We start from the raw sequence: 18,161 nt of genomic DNA, 5'->3' as shown, positions 1-18,161 counted from the left end.
GCGGTTCCTTTTCTATCGATTTATTGAGCGTATCTGGGGGATGAGGTATCGGCGGCGCGTTGCGCGCGGCGGTTCGCGAGCCACGTGTGCACCATACCGAACACGACCGGGACGAATAGCAGCGTGGAGACCGTACCGATTCCGAGGCCGCCGATCACGGCGCGCCCAAGCGGGGCATTCTGTTCGCCGCCATCACCGAGGCCGAGCGCCATCGGCAGCATGCCGATCAGCATCGCGAGCGCCGTCATCAGCACGGGACGGAAGCGGCTGAAGCCCGCGTCGAGCGCGGCGACGAGCGGTTCAGACCCGTCCTGCAACATTTCGCGGGCGGTATTGATGACGAGAATGCTGTTGGCCGTGGCGATGCCGATACAGAGGATGGTGCCGGTGAGCGCCGGCACGCTTAGCGTGGTGTGCGTGGAGAACAACATCCACGCAATGCCGGCGAGCGAGCCAGGCAGGCCGCTGACGATGATCAGCGGATCGAGCCATGACTGGAAGTTCACGACCATCAGCAGATAGACGAGTGCAATGGCGAACACGAGGCCCGTGCCCAGTCCCACGAAAGACTCGTTCATCGACTGCACCTGACCGCGAATCACGATCGACGAGCCGGGCGGCAACTGCGCGCGGGCGGAGTCGACGAGGCGCGCCACGTCCGAGGCGACGCCGCCCAGGTCGCGACCCTGCGTCGAAGCGAAGATGTCGAGCACCGGCTGCACGTTGTAGTGCGATACGACGGCCTGCTGCGTGGCGCGCGACGTCGTGCCGAGCGTGCCTAGCTGGTTTTGCGGATTGACCGTGCCCTGGTCCGTCGTCACAGGAATGTTGGCAAGCGTTTGCAGCGAATGAATGTCGTATTGCGGCACTTCGGCCATCAGCGGATAGCTCACGCCGTTCTTCGGATCGAGCCAGAAATTCGGCGTGGTTTGCGAACTGCCCGACAACGCGATCAGCAGGTTCTGCGCGACGTCGCGCTGCGTGAGGCCCGCCTGGATCGCTTTCGTCCGGTCGACGTCGACGTTGATTGCCGGTGCGTCGCCCGGCTGCTGGATGCGCGCATCGACCAGTCCGCGAACGCTTCGCAGTTGGGCAAGCAGGCGATCGGCGACCACGCGGTTCTCCGCGAGCCTGTTGCCGACGATCTGCACGTCGATCGGCGCCGGCAAGCCAAAGTTCAGGATCTGGCTGACGATGTCGGCGGGCAGGAACGCGAACGTGACGCCGGGAAAGGCTGCGTTCAGCGTATTGCGCAGTTGCGCGACGTACTCTGCCGTCGGACGATGGCCGGGTTTCAGCGTGATCATGATGTCGGCGTCTTCCGGGCCGATCGGGTCGGACGAGTCGTAGGTGAGGTTGATGCCGCTCACCGGCACGCCGATGTTATCGAGCACCGCGGCCTGCCCGGACTGGGGGATCACCGTGCGGATCTTTGCTTCGACTTCATCGGTGAGGCGCGCCGTCTGCTCGATCCGGGTGCCGGTGGGCGCACGCAGATGCAGGCGGATTTCGCCGGTGTCGACCGCTGGAAAGAAGTCACGGCCGGCAAACGGGAGCAGGGCGAGCGATCCGAGACACAGCAGCAGGAACACGACTACGAAGCGGCGGCGATTTTCGATCGCCCGTCCCAGCACGGCCCGATAACGATTTCTCAAATCCTCGAAGCGGCGCTCGAATTCCGCCTGAAACCGCACGATCGCGCCGAAGCGTCCCTGCGCCGCCGCGCCGTCCTTCGACGGTGCGCGCATCAGATACATCGCGAGGGTCGGGACCAGCGTGCGTGAGAAGAAGTACGACGCGATCATGGCGAACACCACGGCTTCGGCCATCGGCACGAACAGATAGCGCGCAACGCCCGACAGCAGGAACATCGGCACGAACACGATACAGATCGACAGCGTCGAGACGAAGGTCGGCACCGCGATTTCGCCCGAGCCATTCAGAATCGCGTCGTGCAACGCCTCGCCGTTCTCGAGGTGGTGGGAGATGTTTTCGATGGCGACGGTTGCATCGTCGACGAGAATGCCGACCGCCAACGCCAATCCTCCGAGCGTCATGATGTTGATCGTTTGCCCGAGCGCGGATAACGCGATCAGCGAGCTCAGCACGGCAAGCGGAATCGACACGGCGATGATCAGCGTCGCGCGCCAGCTGCCGAGGAACAGCAGGATCATCGCGGCCGTCAGGCACGCGGCGATGAGCGCTTCCCGTATGACACCCGAGATCGCCGACTTCACGAACACCGACTGATCGGAAAGCGGGGTGACGTGGAGCGCCTTCGGCAGGCCGGCGGCGATCTTCGGCAGCATGTCCTTGACCTGCTGGATGATCGTCAGCGTCGACGCGCTGCCGGTCTTTTCCACCTGCAGCAGGGCGGCGCGCTTGCCGTCGCTGCGTACGATGTTGGTTTGCGGCGCATAGCCGTCGATCACATGGGCGACGTCGCGCACGTAGACGACGCCACCCTTGACGGTCTTGATCGGCAGGTTATTGAGCGCCGCGACGGTCTGCGTGCTGCCGTTCATCTGGACGTTGTACTCGCGCGAGCCGATCTTCGCGGTACCGCCTGGCAGGATCAGGTTCTGTGCGTTGACCGCATTGACCACGTCGATCGGCGCGAGGCCCTTGGCCTGCAGCGCCGTGGGATCGAGCTCGACCATGATCTGGCGGATCTTGCCGCCATACGGCAGCGGAACCGCTGCGCCCTGGACCGTCGCGAGCTGTGTGCGGATAAAGCTGTTGCCCAGATCGTAGAGTGTCTGTTCAGGCAGCGTGTCGCTCGACAGGCCGAGTTGCAGAACCGGCACGGTCGACGCGTTGTACGTGATGATGTTCGGCGGCAGCGTGCCAGGCGGCAGGATACGCAAGATCGACGCGGAGTTCGAAGCCGCTTCGGCGATTGCGCGGTTGATGTCGGCGCCAGGGTGAAAGAAGATCTTCACCACTGACACGCCGTTCAGCGACTGCGATTCGATGTGCTCGATGTCGTCGACGTCGCTCGTCAACGCACGCTCGTAGTTCGACGTGATACGTTTGGCCATGTCTTCGGCTGAGAAGCCGTTGTACGACCATACGATGCTGACCACCGGAATATCGATGTTGGGAAAGATATCCGTGGGGGTACGCATGATCGCTAGCGGCCCAAGAATGAACAGAAGAACGGCCAGCACGATGAAGGTGTACGGACGGTGCAGGGCCAGTTTGACGATCCACATGGCGGTTTCCTTGGGCGTTTGGCTGTGGGCTGTCGGAGCAGCCTGGCTGCGGGATCTTGCGGCAGGCTCCGTGATGGCGAAGTGTGCCGGGAGCCCACTTACCCGCCAGTGACTGGAAAATTACAAGTCCGTTATCTGGCGGCGGGCGCGAACACGTTCGCCTGGATGCCTTACGTGGCCTTGCATGAGGAAGCGTTCGCTTCGGCGTATTGCACCGTGTGAGCTGGGGCTGCGGCTGGTGTGCGAGGTCGCCCTGAACGCGACCGGACAGGAACTGTCGCGCCCGATGCGCGAGCGGCGCAGAAGATAACGGTGTTGTAATGCACGCGACAGCGTGAGGTCATCCTTCATTGCGCAGAATGAAGTCGACTCTTCATCGACGCAGGTGAGGAGCCTGAGGGCCCCGTTCATCGTGAATGAGGCCGCTACTCCTTCAAAGGTGAACCATCATGAAAGCAATGTTTCGGACCGTACTCATCTCATGTGCTCTGGCTGCGCCTGCATTGGCATTTGCTCAAAGCAACAATGAACCTGTGACCCGTGCCGAGGTGCGCGCCGATCTCGTTGGCGTCGAACAGGCGGGTTATAACCCGAGCGCCCACGATCCCCACTACCCCGCATCCATTCAGGCAGCCGAGGCGAAAATCGCCGCGGACCAGCCGTCGCCCGCAACGACCTCCGTTGGCGGCGTGGCGCTGACCGGTACCTCACAGTCTGGCTCGACGGCCACGTCGACCGACACCCGGTCGATCTACTTTGGGCACTGAATTCGCCAGTGAATTGACCGCTACGGGCTGCGCCGTACGCGCAGCAGCGAACCGCGACGTGATGCCCGGAGGCGGTTCTTCACGGAACTTCATTCCACGACCGTCTTCCGGCAGTTCGTCGTCGAGGCGCTGGGCGCGTCAGGAAGGTTGCAGCAACTGACGCTCACGTCCAGTACTTCGAATCGTCGATCGATCGCTCGTAGCCCGGCGCGCGAAGCATCGAATCACGCGCCTGGGTTCCGGCGCGCCCATCTTCTCTTCACGTTCGTGCGCTTGCCTTCGATGGTTGAGCGATTGGTGGCTGCTGCGTCGGCGTCCGTGAGACCACGGCGACGTCCGTCGCATCGCCGCTGTCGATCGATATCCGTTCGAGCGGCAACTGCGCGTCGTTTCCAACTTCGGAGACGACGTCGAGGAAACCTCGCGCGTTCAGCGCGCACCAAGCGCCAATGGCCAGGCAAACGGCAGTCAGCAGAAAGCCGGTTCGGAACCGTTTGAATCTGCGTGCGTTCATGATGTGTTCTCCGAGGGCACTCCCTCGGGGGAGCGCATCTAAAGGCGATCGGGCATTGAGTCGGTATCGTTGGGTTAGCGGGTGCGTTCTTTCTTCACGGCACGTTTGCTTTTCGATTTGCACCCGGGCGGCTACAGGTTTTGATTGTCATTCTCACCGCCCCTCGCGGTTGTTGATCAAACGCTCGAGGAGCCGGTGCCCGCATCGGTCACTGGCCGGAATCAACCGGGTTCTCCGTCATCCCGGACGCATGTGTACCAGCCTGCGACGTGCCATTCGGCGACGCCCCGCCAACCGCCTCGTTTGTCGTGCGGTCGCCGTTTTGCGCCGCTATTTTTGCTTCGGCTGCCTGAATGTCGGATGGGTAATTCGCATCGTCGCTTGCGCCAGGGTTATAACCGGCTTGTTCAACACGCACGAGATCCTCATAGACCTGCGCGCGGGTTAGAGGGGCGGCGGACTGTGCAAATGAAAGGGCGGGGATGACAAGCGCGCTGATAGCCAGCGGAAGGCGGAAAAGCGTATTCACGGTAAATCTCCTTTGTTCATTAAGGGTCGGCACCTGACAGATAGATGGAGCCGGAAGCGACTTCCCATCAATCGACAAGACGTATGCAGATCATAGATAGCGATGACTGACGAGAACCGGTCGTCAAGATGACATTGTTGCCATCTCCGTGCGACCGTCGGTTCCGGGTTTGGGGGCCGTATTGGTGAGTGTCCGCACGCACCACCGAAGCTGCGTCTCCTACCGCTGCGACCCGTGCCCGGTCATGCTGGAGAGAACACCATCACGCCGGATAAGACCATGGAACAAGGCAGCCGCGATATGCATCGACACAATGACGAAGAGCGAGGCCGCCAGCCATGTATGCAAGGCACGCAGCAGCGCATAGAGCCGTTCGTCGTGCGGCATGACAGGCGGCAGGTGTAGCGGACCGTAAAGCGTGACAGGGTAGCCCGCAGCAGACAGCATTGCCCAACCGATTAAAGGCATCGCAGCCATCAGCACATAGAGCATCAGGTGCGACAGCCTGGCGACGAGACGCTGCGCAGGCGGAATACCGTCAGGCAGGGCTGGACTGCCGCGCCTGATCCGCACACCGGCCCGAATCAGCACCAGCACCAGCAGGGCTACGCCCAGTGGCCTGTGGATGGCAACGAGCGTGTCGTGAGCGCGGGACACTGTCGCGACCATCCCAACTCCGATGAACAGCATCGCGAGTATCAGTGGCGCCATCGTCCAGTGGAGCAGCCTCGCGAGGGGACTGAAATGTGCGTGCGCTGGCGTCATGACCGGTCTCCTTTCGGTTGTTGTTGATGAACGTCGGGATGCAGCGCTTCTTCGCGCGTGCGACGGTTGTAGGAAACGGAATAGGCGGCCGAGCGCGCAGCGAGCAAGGGATCATCCGATGGGAGGATGCCATCCGGCAGAACCGTTGGATCGAAATTGACGTCGCGGCATGCGCCGTCTTCCTGCGATGTCGCGCGTTCGATCACCAGCGTACCGGCATCGATATGCTGACGGTTGTCCGGCCATTGGACCGTGGCGTCGTTCGTGGTGTCGCCGGGCGCGGCGACAGTCACGATCAGATGCCAGCGCTGACTGCCGGCCTGCAGCCGTCGCGCCAGATCCGCCTGGAGAAAGTTCTTTCCGTTCTTCTCAGCGTCGGTGAGCGGAGCATAGGGCGTCTCGGGAACCATCGCCCAGCGCACGGCCTGGCTCTTGCCCGAGCTGTCGATGAAGCGGAACGCGTTGATGCTGTAGTACGCAGCGTTCGCCAGACTCGACGATGGTGGATGCGCTTTCACCCAGTCCTGAAATGGACGCGTCTCCGGATTGGCAGCATAAAACGCTTTCAATCTGGCCGGGTCGGGTCTGCCCGTGGCGGGGTCGGGCTGCGCCGCGACGAGCTGCTGATAGAACTGTTGCGGCGTGTGCACCACGAAGAGCGGCGCCGAATTCATGCCGGTGCGCCATTGTTCGCCGTCGCGCAGCGTGAACAGCAGGGCCATGCTGCGAACTGGAACGCTGATATCGGGTGCGGACGGATTGCCACCCGGAATGGCGAAGCGGCCGATCACCGGCGTGCGCCCCTGGGCGAACACTTCCGCGCGCGACAATGCCGCCGCGCCGCCGTTGCTGTCGAAGTAACCCGCCACGCAGATGCCCTTCGCGTGGTTGCGGCGATAGCCTGGATGAGGCCCGGCATTAGCCTCGAAAGCGTTGACGATGCGAGGCGCGGTCAGGCGTGCCGGGGTGAGCCAGCCGCCCACATACGCGAGGCCAGCCACGAGGCTCAGGACGATGGCACCGATTGCAGTGAGCCGGCATGGCACGCATATGCGCTCGGGTGCCGGGGATAGGGGCTTGGTCACAGGTGTTCCTTTGCGTTTGTTCAGGTTCACAACCACAGGTGAGCAAACACGCGGGAAACGCGTCTATTCCACGGAAAATGTAAATTGCTGGTCGGTCGTGCCTGGCGGCGCGTGCAGGTGCCGAGCCGGGAATTCAGGCGTGTGGTCCCTCGCAGCCGGCCCGATTCGCCCGGCTTCAGGCCCTCGGGTGGGTAGGAAGCATGTCCGCTGCAAGGCCGTCCGGAGACACCTGGGCGGTCGCGCGGAACGCATGGCCGGCGCCGCTCAGGGAAGGTGTCCCGTGCGGCGGAGCGTGCCGCATGGACTCATTGTCCGCCGTATTGCGCGTTCAGTTGATCCAGCGTGCCGTCTTTCTTTGCCCGCAGAAATTCCTGGTAGACCTCGGCACGCGTCTTGCCGACCGGCGCGCCGCTGCCGCTGCTACCTCCGGCCGGGGCTCCGACTGATTCCGATGCCATTGTGGCGTTACTATGGGACGCGGCATTCGATGTGCCCGCGTCGTCGCTCGCATAGGCCTGCGTGACGCATAGTGCGAATGCGGCAATAGGGATCAAGGTCAAAGTCTTCATCGTGTTCTCCATCATCTTGCGTGGTCATGTCTGAAGCACATCGATCCGGCAGGATATGCGTCGGGCGTTTCGCGTCGCTTCAATAGAGGGAACCGTGGCTGGTGCGAGGAAGCGGAGCGCGCTCCTGCAATACGACTTTCGCGCTTCTTTTATTCCCGACAAACCCGTTCTTCTCGCGGCCCGGGAGAACGGGCGGAGTCAGGTTGTCGCGCGAGCCAGATGGAGAACGTGTAGCGACCATCGGGCCTGATTCATCGATCCGTTGCCACTTTCGGATGCTTGATGGTCGGCGTATCCGGAATTCACAGCCTTCCTCGTTTTGTGGAGGCTGCCGGTAGCGTGAATGCGGCTAGTGTCGCCAGCCGTGGCCATAATAACCGCCGAACCCCACGCCCACGCTGACAGCCGGCACCGCGTAGTAGCCCGGCGCGTAGCCGTATGCGGGGGCGGGCGCGTAAGCATACGGTGGAGCGACGATGCATCCGCTGAGTCCCGCTGCAAGCGCTAATACACTCAAAAGTCTGATCATGATTACTCTCTGGTGTTGCATCGCAGGAAACGTTGCGGGCACTGTCGGCAATGACGTGTCCAGGAACATCGGCCCGTGCGTCAAACAGGCGGCGGCATTCCGGTAGCAGATCGCGGCAAACGCATCGTGCGTCTGTTAGACCGCGCAACCCAGGTTCGGTTTCACATGGGCCGCGTGACTGGCGAGTGCGCCAGCCGCTTCACAGCGTCGCGCGCTCATCCAGCACATCGGTGGTCTAGTAACGCTCCAGCCGGTTGCCGTCGATGCGCACGTGGTCGCCCTGACGGAGATCGCCGAGGTTTGCGACGTCGAACGAGCGTGAGGAGCCGTCACTGACCTGCACGACGATCCGGTAAGCACTCGGTGTCGCATTGCTGTACTGCTGGCCGATCTGATTCCCGGCCACCGCACCGCCAAGAGCCCCGACGACAGTCGCGACGTCGCGGCCGCGTCCACCGCCAAACTGATTGCCGACCACACCGCCGACGACTGCACCCACCACCGTGCCCATTACGCCACCGGTGCTCAACGCGTTGGCAGCGGCAAGCGGCTGGATCGTCGAAATGACGCCATATTGGAGACCATAGCCTGAGCCTGCGGGAGCCGAACCTCGATATGCGTCTGTGCTATCGACGGGCTGTGAATAAGCCGGTTGTGTGTAGGCCGGCTGGGCGTATGACGGTTGCACGTAAGCTGGCTGCGTCGGCATTGAGGCGTAGGGTGCGCTCCCTCCGGGAACCACACATCCGCTCAAAGACAGGGCAGTGCATAGTGCGATGTAGAACGTGGGCTTAACAGATTGAGTGTTGTGCATGATGTTTGCGACATCCTCGCGCCGTATGTCAGATTGTCAGTTTGCTAGTTGGCCTGGTTTCAGGTTCGGCGAGGAGTATAAGGATGCGTCGTTCGATATGTTTGCCGCGGCGCGTAACAGTGTGTAAGTTGTTTCGCCGCAGGCGTTACACGTGCAGGCGCGGCTGGCGTCCCATAGCGAGTCGTCGTGGTCACCAGGGTCTGTCATGGATGGACAGTCGCGACACGAAGACGCCAGAATGGCTCATCGCTGGCTTGTGAGGAGGCGGCAGCATGAAACACTTTATTGCGGGACGCTCGGCAGGGGCCATTGCGGGTCCGTTGCTGCTGGCGGCTGCCATCTGTCTGAGCGTTGCGCATGCTCAGCCCGTCGAAACTGGACCCATGAGCATCGGGGGCTCGCTCCTTGTCGAGGGGCCGGTGACCGTGCACGGCCAGCTCAGCGTCGCAGGCGATATCCTGGTGCACGGTCCGCTCACGACCGATTGGGTTGCACAGCTTTCTCCGAATGATCCCGCGATCCGCAGGGGGTGGGGCGGAAGGACGTTTCATGGACCGCTCACCGTGCACGGTCCGCTGACCGTGCACGGCGATCTCGAAGTACGCGGGCCGCTCACTGTGGACGGACCTGCGGGTGCCGTCGGGAGCGTCGATGCCGAAGGCCCGATCGTCGAGCGTCGTTGAGCAGCATGAGTAGCAGGACGCGTCGCAGGCTACGCTGGTGCCATCGCGCGCCCGTGTAGGCCCGCCTTGCGCACCTCAATCGACACGCTTGATCCTGACGAGTCGAAACACCTGCCGCAGTTCGAACCCAAGCCGTTCATACAACCCGATAGCGGCTCGATTGTCACTGAAGACATGCAGGAATGGCGTATCCCCGCGCCGCTCGATATCGCCACGCAAGACGTTCACCAGTCGCCCGGCAAGTCCCCTTCCACGATGTGCGTTGTGCACGCAAACCGCGCTGATCTCAACGTACCCGTCGATGTGCATGCGCTCGCCCGCCATCGCGATGAGTTGCTGCCGCTCGCGGTATCCAATGTAGTGACCCGTCTCGTGTGTGCGTGTGCTGAAGGGACCGGGTTTCGTCATACTCGCAAGCTCCAGCATGTCGGGTGCGTCGAGGTGGCCCAGATGGACCATCTCCGTGTCATCCACCCTGTCAGGCGCACGGCCCGTGGCTGCCATTTGATGGATCACGCCAAGCTGCTCTGCGCGCAGGCCCTCGACCGGCTCCATGGTGTCGAGCGCCAGCAACGCCACCTGCTCGCCGCGCTGCATCAGCCCATGGAGTTCCTGCCAGGCCGCCGCAGTATTCGACACCACCGCCGCGAACGGTGCGATGTCCGGGTGGTAACGACGGGCCAGCAGGCCGCCAGTCCCGAGATGCGCATGGCGGGTGGCGAGAGCCGCCCAGACGGGATTGTCGAGGCTATGCCGGCTAGACAGATTCATGCTGGCTCCTTCCGCTCGTACAGGGCTGTTCAGCATGCCGTCAGGCCGCCTTCAGCAGTGCGCCGAGCGCAAGCAGAGGACCGATCGGCATCAGGTCGAACGTCAGGAGGTCGTCGCGGCCGAGCGGCAATGCCTTCAGCAGCGAATCCGCCTCTTCGACCGAGTCCACGTTCATCAGGAAAATCACGCCTTTCATTCCGTCGCGCAGCCAGAACTGCTCCATCTTTCCATCGAGATAGAGTTGCAGCGTCGCCGGCACCTCACTCGGCATATACGCTTGCTGCTGTTCCGATGTCAGGGTCTTGAGGGATCCAATGGCCATCACTTTCATGCTTCTCTCCACACGTTGAGTTACTTCATCGACAAGAGACACGTCCGGAAAACGGTGTCGACCGTGGCGGGCAGGACAGGCAAAGTCTGTCTGGCTTCAGTGCCGCGTCTCGCGTCGAACCGGCTTCGTCGATGAGTAATGTAGGCGTCGCGCCGCTGCTGTACCATTGCCGTAAATGACAACTTTGATATCGTTTGCGCCATGAGGCTAAGCGTACTCGCCCTCGATAACGTATTCGACACCGGCCTTGCTGCGGTACTGGACGCCTTCACCACGGCTAACGAACTGGCGGCGATGCAGAACACTGGCGCGCGTCCCTTCGACGTATGTGTGGTGGGCATGAAGCGTCAGGTGCGCACGGCACTGGGGATGCGCATGTCGGTCGAGACGACAGGCGCGGCCGACGGCTCCGACTGGATCGTCGTGCCGGCTCTGAGCACGAAGGTGCCGGAGCAGCTGGTGCCGGCGCTTGGCCGACGCGATGGCGCAACTGCGTGCCTGGCATGCCGGTGGTTCGCGAATGGCTGCGTCCTGCATCGGCACGTTCGTGCTGGCGGAATCCGGGCTTCTGCGAGACCACGACGCGACGACGACATGGTGGCTCAGTCCGCTGTTCCGGCAACGCTATCCGGACGTACGTCTCGACGAATCGCGGATGCTTGTGCCGTCGGGCGATGTCGTGACGGCGGGGGCCGCGATGGGGCATCTCGACCTCGCGCTGTGGTTGATACGCCAGTCGAGTCCCGAGCTTGCCGCGGTTGTCGCACGTTATCTGCTGGTGGACGGGCGTCCGTCGCAGGCGCCGTACATGATTCCCGAACATCTGGCGCGCGCGGATCCGCTTGTCGAGCGGTTTGAGCGCTGGGCCCGTTCGCGCCTGGCGCAGGGATTTTCGCTGGAATCGGCGGCGGACGCCCTCGCGACGAGCAAACGAACCCTGCAACGTCGCATCGAGGCGGTGCTCGGAAAATCGCCTCTCTCATACTTTCAGGATTTGCGCGTCGAGCGCGCGCTTCACCTGATACGGACGAGCCACCTCGATATCGAGGCAATCGCCGCCGAGGTCGGCTATGCGGATGGCGTTACGCTGCGGACCTTGCTTCGCCGGCGCCTCGGACGGGGCGTGCGTGAATTGCGAGGCGATTCGCGTTGATCGCGCAGACGAAGTCGCCGTCAGGCAGTGGCGGCTTCGCGATAGTGTGCGAACTTCGATGTCTGTCCGATCCCCGGGTTGAAGCAGTTGCACCGGTCGAATTGCGGATAGAACGCGGCTGAAGCGAAGCGGACAGCGTGCGAAAATGCGCGCCCGTCAGCAGCGGGCATTCTGGTATCGTAGGCTTCACACCACGCAGGAGCGGCCTGACGAGAGAGGGCCAACGATGCCGAGGCACACCCCAGCGCTTCAACGTAGCCAGAAACCCCCCATGACGCCGGGGCGCAGGCGGCTTCTCGTCGTCTGCGTGGTCGTGCTGCTGGCCGCGCTAGGCTGGGCGTTGGCGGCAGCGCTCAAACCTGCCATCCAGCGCACCATCGTCATCACTAGCGGAGCGGACGGTGGTATTTACCGCGGCTTTGCGGATCGCTATGCCCCCCTCCTGAAGCGCGCAGGCATCACGCTCGATATCCGTAGCTCTTCGGGGTCGGTCGAAAATTATCAGCGGCTCGCGAACCCGGACAGCGAATATGAAGTGGGTTTTATCCAGTCGGGCACCACCAGTCCGAAAGAAACCGACAACCTGCAGACCATCGCCGCCGTTTCATTCGAACCGATCTGGGTGTTCTATCGTGGCGACGCTACCGTCGACCGGCTCGCGCAACTGCGCGGCAAGCGCATTTCCATAGGCGTTCCGGGCAGCGGACTGCTTAACGTCTCCCAGGTACTGCTGGGCTATAGCGGCATCACCGCCGGGAACACCACACTGCTGCAAATGGATGCGTCCAAAGCATACCAGGGGCTCGAAAATGGCCAGCTCGATGCGGCTTTCTTCATCGGCAGGCCTGACGCCGCGATGCAGAAAGCGCTGCTGAACAGCGATCTAAAACTGATGAGCTTCGCCCAGGCCGATGCCCTGGTGCAAAAATTTCCGTCTCTCTCCAAGGTTATTTTTCCGCGCGCCTCGACAAGCGTCGTCAACGATCTTCCGCATGCTGATGTCACCCTGCTCGCCGCCACTGCTTTGCTCGTGTCCAAGGACACGCTGCACCCAGCCCTCGTCTACCTGCTGCTGGATGCGGCCAAAACCGTCCACGGCGGCGAAGACTACTTCACGCCGCTCGGCACGTTTCCCAACCTGAACACCGAGGAATTTCCCGTTTCCGACGAAAGCACGCGCTTCTTCAAATCCGGCCGTCCGTTCCTGCAGCGCTACCTTCCATTCTGGCTGGCCAGTCTTATCGAAAGGCGGCTCTTGATCCTGCTTCCTTTCGTGGCGCTGATACTCGGTTTGCTGCAGGCGCTGCCGCGCATGATGGAGGCGCGGATAAGAAGACGGTTCGTCGTCTGGTACCGTGCAATCAAGGCGCTCGAAGATGAAGTGTGGAAAAGCAGTCAGCCGACCCTTCACCAGATCGCGCAATGGCGCGATGAAATCGAGAGCATCGATGCGCATGCCAGCCAGATACGGATTCCGTATCGCTATTTCCAGGATGTTTACGCCCTCAAGCAGGCGATCGGCATCGTGCGGGACCGGATCTCGCAGGTGGCCGAGAAGGTGAGGGAATAATTGGGCGGCGACAATCCGGCCGCACGCTGTTCACGCTAAAGCCCGTCTACGGAATCAGGAAAAGATGGAGTGACGCAGCACGCGGGCCGATGCTCAAATGCAGTATCCGACGCTTGATCCACCGACCAGGACTGATCATGGATTTCACGCTTTCCCCAGAGTTGATCGAACTACAGGGCCGCGTACGCGCATTCATCAAGGACGCCGTCATTCCGTTCGAGGACGATCCACGGTGTACTGCGCACGGACCGGACGAGGCGCTTCGCGCGGAACTGATCGGCATGGCGCGCGCAGCCGGGTTGTTGTCCAGCCATGTTTCGAGAGAATTTGGCGGGCTGGGTCTCGGGCACGTTGCCAAAGCGATTTTCTTCGAGGAAGCGGGCTATTCGCCGCTGGGCCCCGTCGCGCTGAACGTCGCGGCGCCCGACGAAGGGAATATGCATCTTCTTGAAGCAGTGGCGTCACCGGGCCAGAAAGAGCGTTGGCTGCGCCCGCTGGCTGCCGGGCAGATACGCTCCTGCTTTTGCATGACCGAACCCGCTCCGGGATCGGGCTCCGATCCCGGCATGCTTCAGACCGTGGCGACGAGAGAGGGCGACGAGTATGTGATCACGGGCGGCAAGTGGTTCATCACGGGCGCCGAAGGGGCGTCGTTGGCCATCATCATGGCGAAGCTCTCCGATGGACCTGCCACCATGTTTCTCGCGGATATGAAGAGCCCCGGTATCGCGATCGAGCGATCGATGGGGTCGCTCGATACGTGCTTTCCCGGCGGCCACGGCGTGGTTCGTTTCGACGGGCTGCGCGTTCCGGCGTCGGACGTGCTGGGTGCGCCCGGCGAAGGCTTCAGGTATGCGCAGGTGCGTCTGTCCCCGGCGCGGCTGACGCATTGCATGCGCTGGTTAGGCGCCGCACGGCGCGCGCACGATGTTGCATCGGCATACGCTCGTGAGCGGGAGGCTTTCGGTAAAAAGCTCGGCGAACATGAGGGGGTAGGCTTCATGCTCGCCGACAATGAGATGGATCTGCACATTACCCGTCTCGCTATCTGGCACTGCGCGTGGGTTCTGGATCAGGGCGCGCTGGGCAGGCACGAGTCGAGCGTGGCAAAGGTCGTGTCGTCCGAGGCGTTGTGGCGAACGGTCGATCGATCGGTTCAGGTGCTGGGCGGGCAAGGCGTGACGCACGAAACGGTAGTGGCGAGAATCTTTGCCGATATGCGCGCGTTTCGAATCTACGATGGCCCTTCGGAAGTGCATCGGTGGAGCATCGCGCGCCGGATACTGCGGGGCGCCGCCTGAGCATTGAACCGGATAGCGTCTGGCGTCGTCCCTTAAACAAGGGCGCGGTGCGAACCGCGCTCGACGATTCAGACGAGTTCCGCAAGGCAGGCGTCGAAGGCGGCGATCAGACGGTCGACGTCTGCTGCCGACGTTTCCGGGCACACCAGCATCATGTTGTGAAATGGCGTGATCAGCACGCCGCGATTGAGCATATACAGGTGGACGATGTGCTCGAGTTCGCCATCCAGTTGCTGGCCGGCGGCTGTACCATTACGCGGTGGCGTCGAGGCGAACTGGAATTCGGTACGCGCGCCGATGCGCGTGACGCACCACGGCAGTCCGTGACGGGCGATTATCTCTTCGAGGCCTGTCGCGAGTCGCGCCGCGAGTGCGAACATGTGCTCATAGGCCGCATCGGTCATGACCTCCTCGAGTGTCGCGCGGATCGCGCGCATCGCCAGCATGTTCGCGGTCAACGTCGTGCCGACACCGGAGTGCCCGGGCGGCGCCTGAAGCTTCGCTCTCTCGGCGGCCTCGGCAAGCGCCGCGCTAAAGCCGTACACCGCGCACGGCACGCCACCACCGACCGGCTTGCCGAGCACGAACAGGTCGGGCTCGATGCCGTGCGCGACCGAGTAGCCACCCGGACCGCTACTGATGGTATGTGTTTCGTCAATGGCCAGCAGGGTGCCGTGGCGACGTATCAGCGCGGCCGCGTCGCGCCAGTAGCCGGGGTCGGGCAGCACCATGCCGATGTTCGTCATGGCCGGTTCCGCAAGCACGCACGCGACTTCGCCGTCCTTCAGCGCGTCCTCCAGCGCGGCGAGATCGTTGAACTCGACGACGCGCGTGTATTCGAGCAGGTCGTGCACCTGCCCGATCAGGCTGTCACGTTGCTCGGGGCGTCCGTTCACGAGATCGACGAACACGTCGTCCACCGTGCCGTGATAGCAGCCGTTGAACACGACAATCTGCTTGCGGCCGGTTGCGGCCCGCGCCCAGCGGAGTGCAAAGCGGTTCGCATCGCTCGCTGTCATGGCGAACTGCCAGAAGGGAAGCCGGAAACGGCGCGCGAGTTCTTCGCTGACCCACACGGCATCCTCGCCCGGTAGCATCGTGGTGAAGCCGCGCTCTGCTTGGGCGGCGAGCGCGCGCGCGACGGGGGCCGGCGAATGGCCGAACATGGCGCCGGTATCGCCGAGGCAGAAGTCCGCATATTCATGGCCGTCGACATCGGTAAAGCGTGCGCCGTGCGCGCGCTCGACAAACAGCGAGAAGGGCGTCGACCAGTCGTTCATCCAGTGCAGGGGGACGCCGAACAGCAGATGGCGTTTCGCCTGAGCCGAGAGGGCGCGTGATTCTGGCATTGCATTCACAAAAGCGCTGCGTTCGCGTTCGAGCAGCGCCTGCGCGCGCAGCCAGTTCACACCATGGCGGAGACTCAATTGGGGTTCCTCTGACGATGGTTCAGGAAGCGCGTCGCGCGTGCGCCGCAGTCCTTCCGGCCGGAGTGGCGAATGTTTCGGTCACGCTTGTTCATGTCACGCGGGCGAGGGCCTGTTCACAGGAACCAGCGGTACTCGCGCGTACTGATTTCATTCATGAAGTCCTGCTGTTCCTGACGCTTGTTTTCACAGTAGACCATGACGAACTCGTCACCCATTCCTTCGCGTACGACCGGATCGTTCTGCATCGCGGCGACGGCGGCGAGCATGTCTTTCGGGAAGTCGATGCCACTCCTGCGATCTTCGTTGAGCGGCGCGACGGGTTCGAGCGCCGCGTCCAGACCGTGTTCCATCCCGGTGAGGATCGCGGCGAGGACGAGATAAGGGTTGGCGTCAGCGCTCGCCAGGCGATGCTCGATGCGCAGGTTGCGGGCATCCGACTCGGGGATGCGGATACATGCGTCGCGGTCTTCGAAACCCCAGCTGGCGCGGCTGGCCGCATTCACCATCGAGCCGTAGCGCCTGAAGGCGTTATGGTTGGGTGCGAAGACAGGCATGCAATGCGGCAGCAACGCGAGGCAGCCGGCCACGGCGTGACGCAGCGGTCGTTGATTGTCGGCCCCCAGCAGATTGTTGCCCGCCTCGTCGTACAGGCTCACGTGCACATGCATGCCGCTGCCCGGCGCATGCAGATACGGCTTGCCCATGAAGCTGGCGCGATAGCCTTGTTGCAGCGCCACGCCACGCGTGCTGCGGCAGAAGAGGGCGGACCAGTCGGCGGCGCGCAAAGCGTCGTTGTTATGGACGAAGTTGATCTCGAACTGTCCGGGCCCCAACTCCGCTGTGATCACCGTGGCATCCACGCCCTGCTCGCGGGCCGCTTCGACCATCTCGTGCAGCACGCCTGAAAAGCGCGACAGACGTTCGATATGCATATTGGGCTGATCGTCTGGGTCGTCGCAGAGGCGGTCGCGCGGGTACTGCGGCAGGCCGTCTGCAAGCCGCGCCGCGAACAGGTAGAACTCCAGTTCAAACGCCACGACCGGATGGATGCCGCGCTGTTCCAGGCGTTTCAACACACGGGCCAGCACTTCACGCGGTTCGAACTCGATCGGTGCGTCAGTGCCGTCCGAACTGATCAGCATCTGCCCCAATGGCTGGCTTTCCCATCGCACCGGCTTGAGCGTGCCGGGGATCAGGCGGCGTGTCGCGTCCGGATCGCCGTCGTTGAAGCAGTAGTCGCCGATCGTGTACAGCCCGCCTTGCGTGCCTAGCAGCACGCAGTTTTGTGGCAGCTTGAGCAGGGTGCCGGCCGCGATCTTCTCCAGGGCATCAATGGGATATCGCTTGCCATAGAAGTGGCCAGGTATATCCAGGCAGATGAGATCGACGTAGCGGACCTCGGGGTGAGCCGCACGGAACGCACGCACTTCGTTGACCAGGTCCGGGGTAGGGGAAGCCATGTTCTCGTCCTTCTCGTGCGACAAATGCTGAACATAAGTAGACCAGATTTCCGCGAATACAACGTCACGTCGGCCCGCTCAGCGAATTCCAACTGAGTCCGAGGTCTCAGGTGAATACCCAGATTACCCGCGTGAGCTGGTCGGAAAGATTGGCGTAGCGAAACCGGGCATGCGCGGGCAACTGGAAGGCGTCGTTGGGGCCGAGGGTGACTGGCTCCTCGTTCTCCGCCAGCCAGACAGTGAGTTCGCCTTCGAGGACGAAGCCGCCCTGTTCGTCGCTATCGTTCACGGGCCTGTCGCCGCTGCTGGCGCCGGGGGCAAGATGGCTTTCGAGAATGGAAAAGCGTGCGGACATGTTCGGCGACACCAGCACGTCGGTAATTCCAGCGGCGTAGTACACCGTGCGGCGTTCGCCGGGACGTGTGACCCAGGGCAGCGTGCGCGGCTTGCTCAGGCTGTAGAAATAGGTGGTGGGCGCACCCAGAGCCTCGCCGATGGCGGTCAGGTCGGCCACGGTGGGACGCGAAAGACCTCGCTCGACCTGGGAGAGGAAACCAACCGAGCGACCGATCCTGTCCGCGAGGTCGCGCAAGGTGACTTTCTTGTGCTTGCGCAAATCTCGGATCAGGATCGCCAGGCCTTCAATCTCTTCCTGCTCATTCATTGCAGCGGCCC

The 18,161-nt window shown here is 62.7% G+C and carries 18 protein-coding genes and 1 pseudogene; 5 read left to right on the top strand and 14 right to left on the bottom strand.

The window, feature by feature from the left end:
• Positions 1–20: 20 nt before the first annotated feature.
• Positions 21–3,215 (bottom strand): efflux RND transporter permease subunit, encoded by a 3,195-nt coding sequence (locus B0G77_RS24570; RefSeq protein ID WP_133664660.1) that lies wholly within the window; start codon positions 3,213–3,215, stop codon positions 21–23.
• 449 nt (positions 3,216–3,664) lie between these two features.
• On the opposite strand from B0G77_RS24570, the gene B0G77_RS24565 reads away from it, so the two are divergent.
• Positions 3,665–3,982 (top strand): DUF4148 domain-containing protein, encoded by a 318-nt coding sequence (locus B0G77_RS24565; RefSeq protein WP_133664659.1) that lies wholly within the window; start codon positions 3,665–3,667, stop codon positions 3,980–3,982.
• Positions 3,983–4,241: 259 nt separating this feature from the next.
• Here B0G77_RS24565 and B0G77_RS24560 read toward each other — a convergent pair whose 3' ends face one another.
• The 7 genes from B0G77_RS24560 to B0G77_RS24530 all read right to left on the bottom strand — a co-directional run bounded on the left by B0G77_RS24560 (position 4,242) and on the right by B0G77_RS24530 (position 8,787).
• Complete coding sequence (locus tag B0G77_RS24560) at positions 4,242–4,496, bottom strand: hypothetical protein (protein WP_133664658.1); 255 nt, start codon at positions 4,494–4,496, stop codon at positions 4,242–4,244.
• A gap of 208 nt (positions 4,497–4,704) precedes the next feature.
• Entirely contained in the window at positions 4,705–5,025 is a 321-nt protein-coding gene (locus B0G77_RS24555) for a DUF4148 domain-containing protein (RefSeq protein WP_133664657.1), read from the bottom strand.
• A gap of 219 nt (positions 5,026–5,244) precedes the next feature.
• Positions 5,245–5,790, bottom strand: coding sequence for a cytochrome b (locus B0G77_RS24550; RefSeq protein ID WP_133664656.1), 546 nt, complete (start codon positions 5,788–5,790; stop codon positions 5,245–5,247).
• Complete coding sequence (locus tag B0G77_RS24545; RefSeq protein ID WP_133666850.1) at positions 5,787–6,836, bottom strand: catalase family peroxidase; 1,050 nt, start codon at positions 6,834–6,836, stop codon at positions 5,787–5,789. The genes B0G77_RS24550 and B0G77_RS24545 overlap by 4 nt, the downstream gene beginning before the upstream one ends.
• A 344-nt stretch (positions 6,837–7,180) precedes the next feature.
• Positions 7,181–7,444, bottom strand: coding sequence for a DUF4148 domain-containing protein (locus tag B0G77_RS24540; protein WP_166656267.1), 264 nt, complete (start codon positions 7,442–7,444; stop codon positions 7,181–7,183).
• Between the two features lie 349 nt (positions 7,445–7,793).
• The gene (locus tag B0G77_RS24535; protein ID WP_133664654.1) at positions 7,794–7,973 is read right to left on the bottom strand and encodes a hypothetical protein; all 180 of its coding nucleotides are present in this window, start codon (positions 7,971–7,973) and stop codon (positions 7,794–7,796) included.
• 235 nt (positions 7,974–8,208) lie between these two features.
• Entirely contained in the window at positions 8,209–8,787 is a 579-nt protein-coding gene (locus tag B0G77_RS24530; RefSeq protein WP_133664653.1) for a glycine zipper 2TM domain-containing protein, read from the bottom strand.
• Positions 8,788–9,059: 272 nt separating this feature from the next.
• On the opposite strand from B0G77_RS24530, the gene B0G77_RS24525 reads away from it, so the two are divergent.
• Positions 9,060–9,470: a hypothetical protein gene (locus tag B0G77_RS24525; RefSeq protein WP_133664652.1), complete on the top strand. Its 411-nt coding sequence runs from the start codon at positions 9,060–9,062 to the stop codon at positions 9,468–9,470.
• A 75-nt stretch (positions 9,471–9,545) separates the two neighbouring features.
• Here B0G77_RS24525 and B0G77_RS24520 read toward each other — a convergent pair whose 3' ends face one another.
• A complete protein-coding gene (locus tag B0G77_RS24520; protein WP_133664651.1) occupies positions 9,546–10,241 on the bottom strand; it encodes a GNAT family N-acetyltransferase in 696 nt (231 codons plus the stop codon).
• A gap of 40 nt (positions 10,242–10,281) precedes the next feature.
• Positions 10,282–10,572 carry a hypothetical protein gene (locus tag B0G77_RS24515; protein ID WP_133664650.1) on the bottom strand — a complete coding sequence of 97 codons (291 nt, stop codon included), beginning with the start codon at positions 10,570–10,572 and terminating at the stop codon, positions 10,282–10,284.
• Positions 10,573–10,773: 201 nt separating this feature from the next.
• On the opposite strand from B0G77_RS24515, the pseudogene B0G77_RS24510 reads away from it, so the two are divergent.
• Positions 10,774–11,725: pseudogene (locus tag B0G77_RS24510) on the top strand (helix-turn-helix domain-containing protein).
• A 20-nt stretch (positions 11,726–11,745) separates the two neighbouring features.
• Here the strand turns inward: B0G77_RS24510 and B0G77_RS45310 are convergent.
• On the bottom strand, positions 11,746–11,949 hold the full coding sequence (locus tag B0G77_RS45310; protein ID WP_279571352.1) for a hypothetical protein: 204 nt from the start codon (positions 11,947–11,949) through the stop codon (positions 11,746–11,748).
• 47 nt (positions 11,950–11,996) lie between these two features.
• Here B0G77_RS45310 and B0G77_RS24500 point away from each other — a divergent pair, with 47 nt between their 5' ends.
• Together B0G77_RS24500 and B0G77_RS24495 are read left to right on the top strand one after the other, a co-directional pair.
• Positions 11,997–13,295: a TAXI family TRAP transporter solute-binding subunit gene (locus B0G77_RS24500; RefSeq protein WP_133664649.1), complete on the top strand. Its 1,299-nt coding sequence runs from the start codon at positions 11,997–11,999 to the stop codon at positions 13,293–13,295.
• A gap of 137 nt (positions 13,296–13,432) precedes the next feature.
• Positions 13,433–14,596, top strand: a complete 1,164-nt coding sequence (locus tag B0G77_RS24495) for an acyl-CoA dehydrogenase family protein (protein WP_133664648.1) — start codon at positions 13,433–13,435, stop codon at positions 14,594–14,596.
• Between the two features lie 68 nt (positions 14,597–14,664).
• Here B0G77_RS24495 and B0G77_RS24490 read toward each other — a convergent pair whose 3' ends face one another.
• The 3 genes from B0G77_RS24490 to B0G77_RS24480 all read right to left on the bottom strand — a co-directional run bounded on the left by B0G77_RS24490 (position 14,665) and on the right by B0G77_RS24480 (position 18,150).
• Positions 14,665–16,023, bottom strand: coding sequence for an aspartate aminotransferase family protein (locus tag B0G77_RS24490; protein ID WP_133664647.1), 1,359 nt, complete (start codon positions 16,021–16,023; stop codon positions 14,665–14,667).
• Between the two features lie 116 nt (positions 16,024–16,139).
• Positions 16,140–17,486, bottom strand: coding sequence for a glutamine synthetase family protein (locus tag B0G77_RS24485; protein WP_133664646.1), 1,347 nt, complete (start codon positions 17,484–17,486; stop codon positions 16,140–16,142).
• 106 nt (positions 17,487–17,592) lie between these two features.
• Positions 17,593–18,150, bottom strand: a complete 558-nt coding sequence (locus B0G77_RS24480) for an XRE family transcriptional regulator (protein ID WP_133664645.1) — start codon at positions 18,148–18,150, stop codon at positions 17,593–17,595.
• Between the last annotated feature and the right edge of the window lie 11 nt (positions 18,151–18,161).

This window comes from Paraburkholderia sp. BL10I2N1 (genome assembly GCF_004361815.1).
In the GTDB taxonomy this organism is placed as follows: Bacteria; Pseudomonadota; Gammaproteobacteria; order Burkholderiales; family Burkholderiaceae; genus Paraburkholderia.
Note: the sequence above shows the minus strand (reverse complement) of the source record. Positions and strands in the feature narration are given on the sequence as shown.

What these genes read in the sequence shown, in the direction of transcription:
- B0G77_RS24540 (WP_166656267.1), bottom strand. Translation starts at nt 7,444, where the DNA reads ATGAAGACTTTGACCTTGATCCCTATTGCCGCATTCGCACTATGCGTC.
- B0G77_RS24560 (WP_133664658.1), bottom strand. Translation starts at nt 4,496, where the DNA reads ATGAACGCACGCAGATTCAAACGGTTCCGAACCGGCTTTCTGCTGACT.
- B0G77_RS24535 (WP_133664654.1), bottom strand. Translation starts at nt 7,973, where the DNA reads ATGATCAGACTTTTGAGTGTATTAGCGCTTGCAGCGGGACTCAGCGGA.
- B0G77_RS24515 (WP_133664650.1), bottom strand. Translation starts at nt 10,572, where the DNA reads ATGAAAGTGATGGCCATTGGATCCCTCAAGACCCTGACATCGGAACAG.
- B0G77_RS24520 (WP_133664651.1), bottom strand. Translation starts at nt 10,241, where the DNA reads ATGAATCTGTCTAGCCGGCATAGCCTCGACAATCCCGTCTGGGCGGCT.
- B0G77_RS24530 (WP_133664653.1), bottom strand. Translation starts at nt 8,787, where the DNA reads ATGCACAACACTCAATCTGTTAAGCCCACGTTCTACATCGCACTATGC.
- B0G77_RS24495 (WP_133664648.1), top strand. Translation starts at nt 13,433, where the DNA reads ATGGATTTCACGCTTTCCCCAGAGTTGATCGAACTACAGGGCCGCGTA.
- B0G77_RS24500 (WP_133664649.1), top strand. Translation starts at nt 11,997, where the DNA reads ATGACGCCGGGGCGCAGGCGGCTTCTCGTCGTCTGCGTGGTCGTGCTG.
- B0G77_RS24570 (WP_133664660.1), bottom strand. Translation starts at nt 3,215, where the DNA reads ATGTGGATCGTCAAACTGGCCCTGCACCGTCCGTACACCTTCATCGTG.
- B0G77_RS24525 (WP_133664652.1), top strand. Translation starts at nt 9,060, where the DNA reads ATGAAACACTTTATTGCGGGACGCTCGGCAGGGGCCATTGCGGGTCCG.
- B0G77_RS24550 (WP_133664656.1), bottom strand. Translation starts at nt 5,790, where the DNA reads ATGACGCCAGCGCACGCACATTTCAGTCCCCTCGCGAGGCTGCTCCAC.
- B0G77_RS24480 (WP_133664645.1), bottom strand. Translation starts at nt 18,150, where the DNA reads ATGAATGAGCAGGAAGAGATTGAAGGCCTGGCGATCCTGATCCGAGAT.
- B0G77_RS24565 (WP_133664659.1), top strand. Translation starts at nt 3,665, where the DNA reads ATGAAAGCAATGTTTCGGACCGTACTCATCTCATGTGCTCTGGCTGCG.
- B0G77_RS24485 (WP_133664646.1), bottom strand. Translation starts at nt 17,486, where the DNA reads ATGGCTTCCCCTACCCCGGACCTGGTCAACGAAGTGCGTGCGTTCCGT.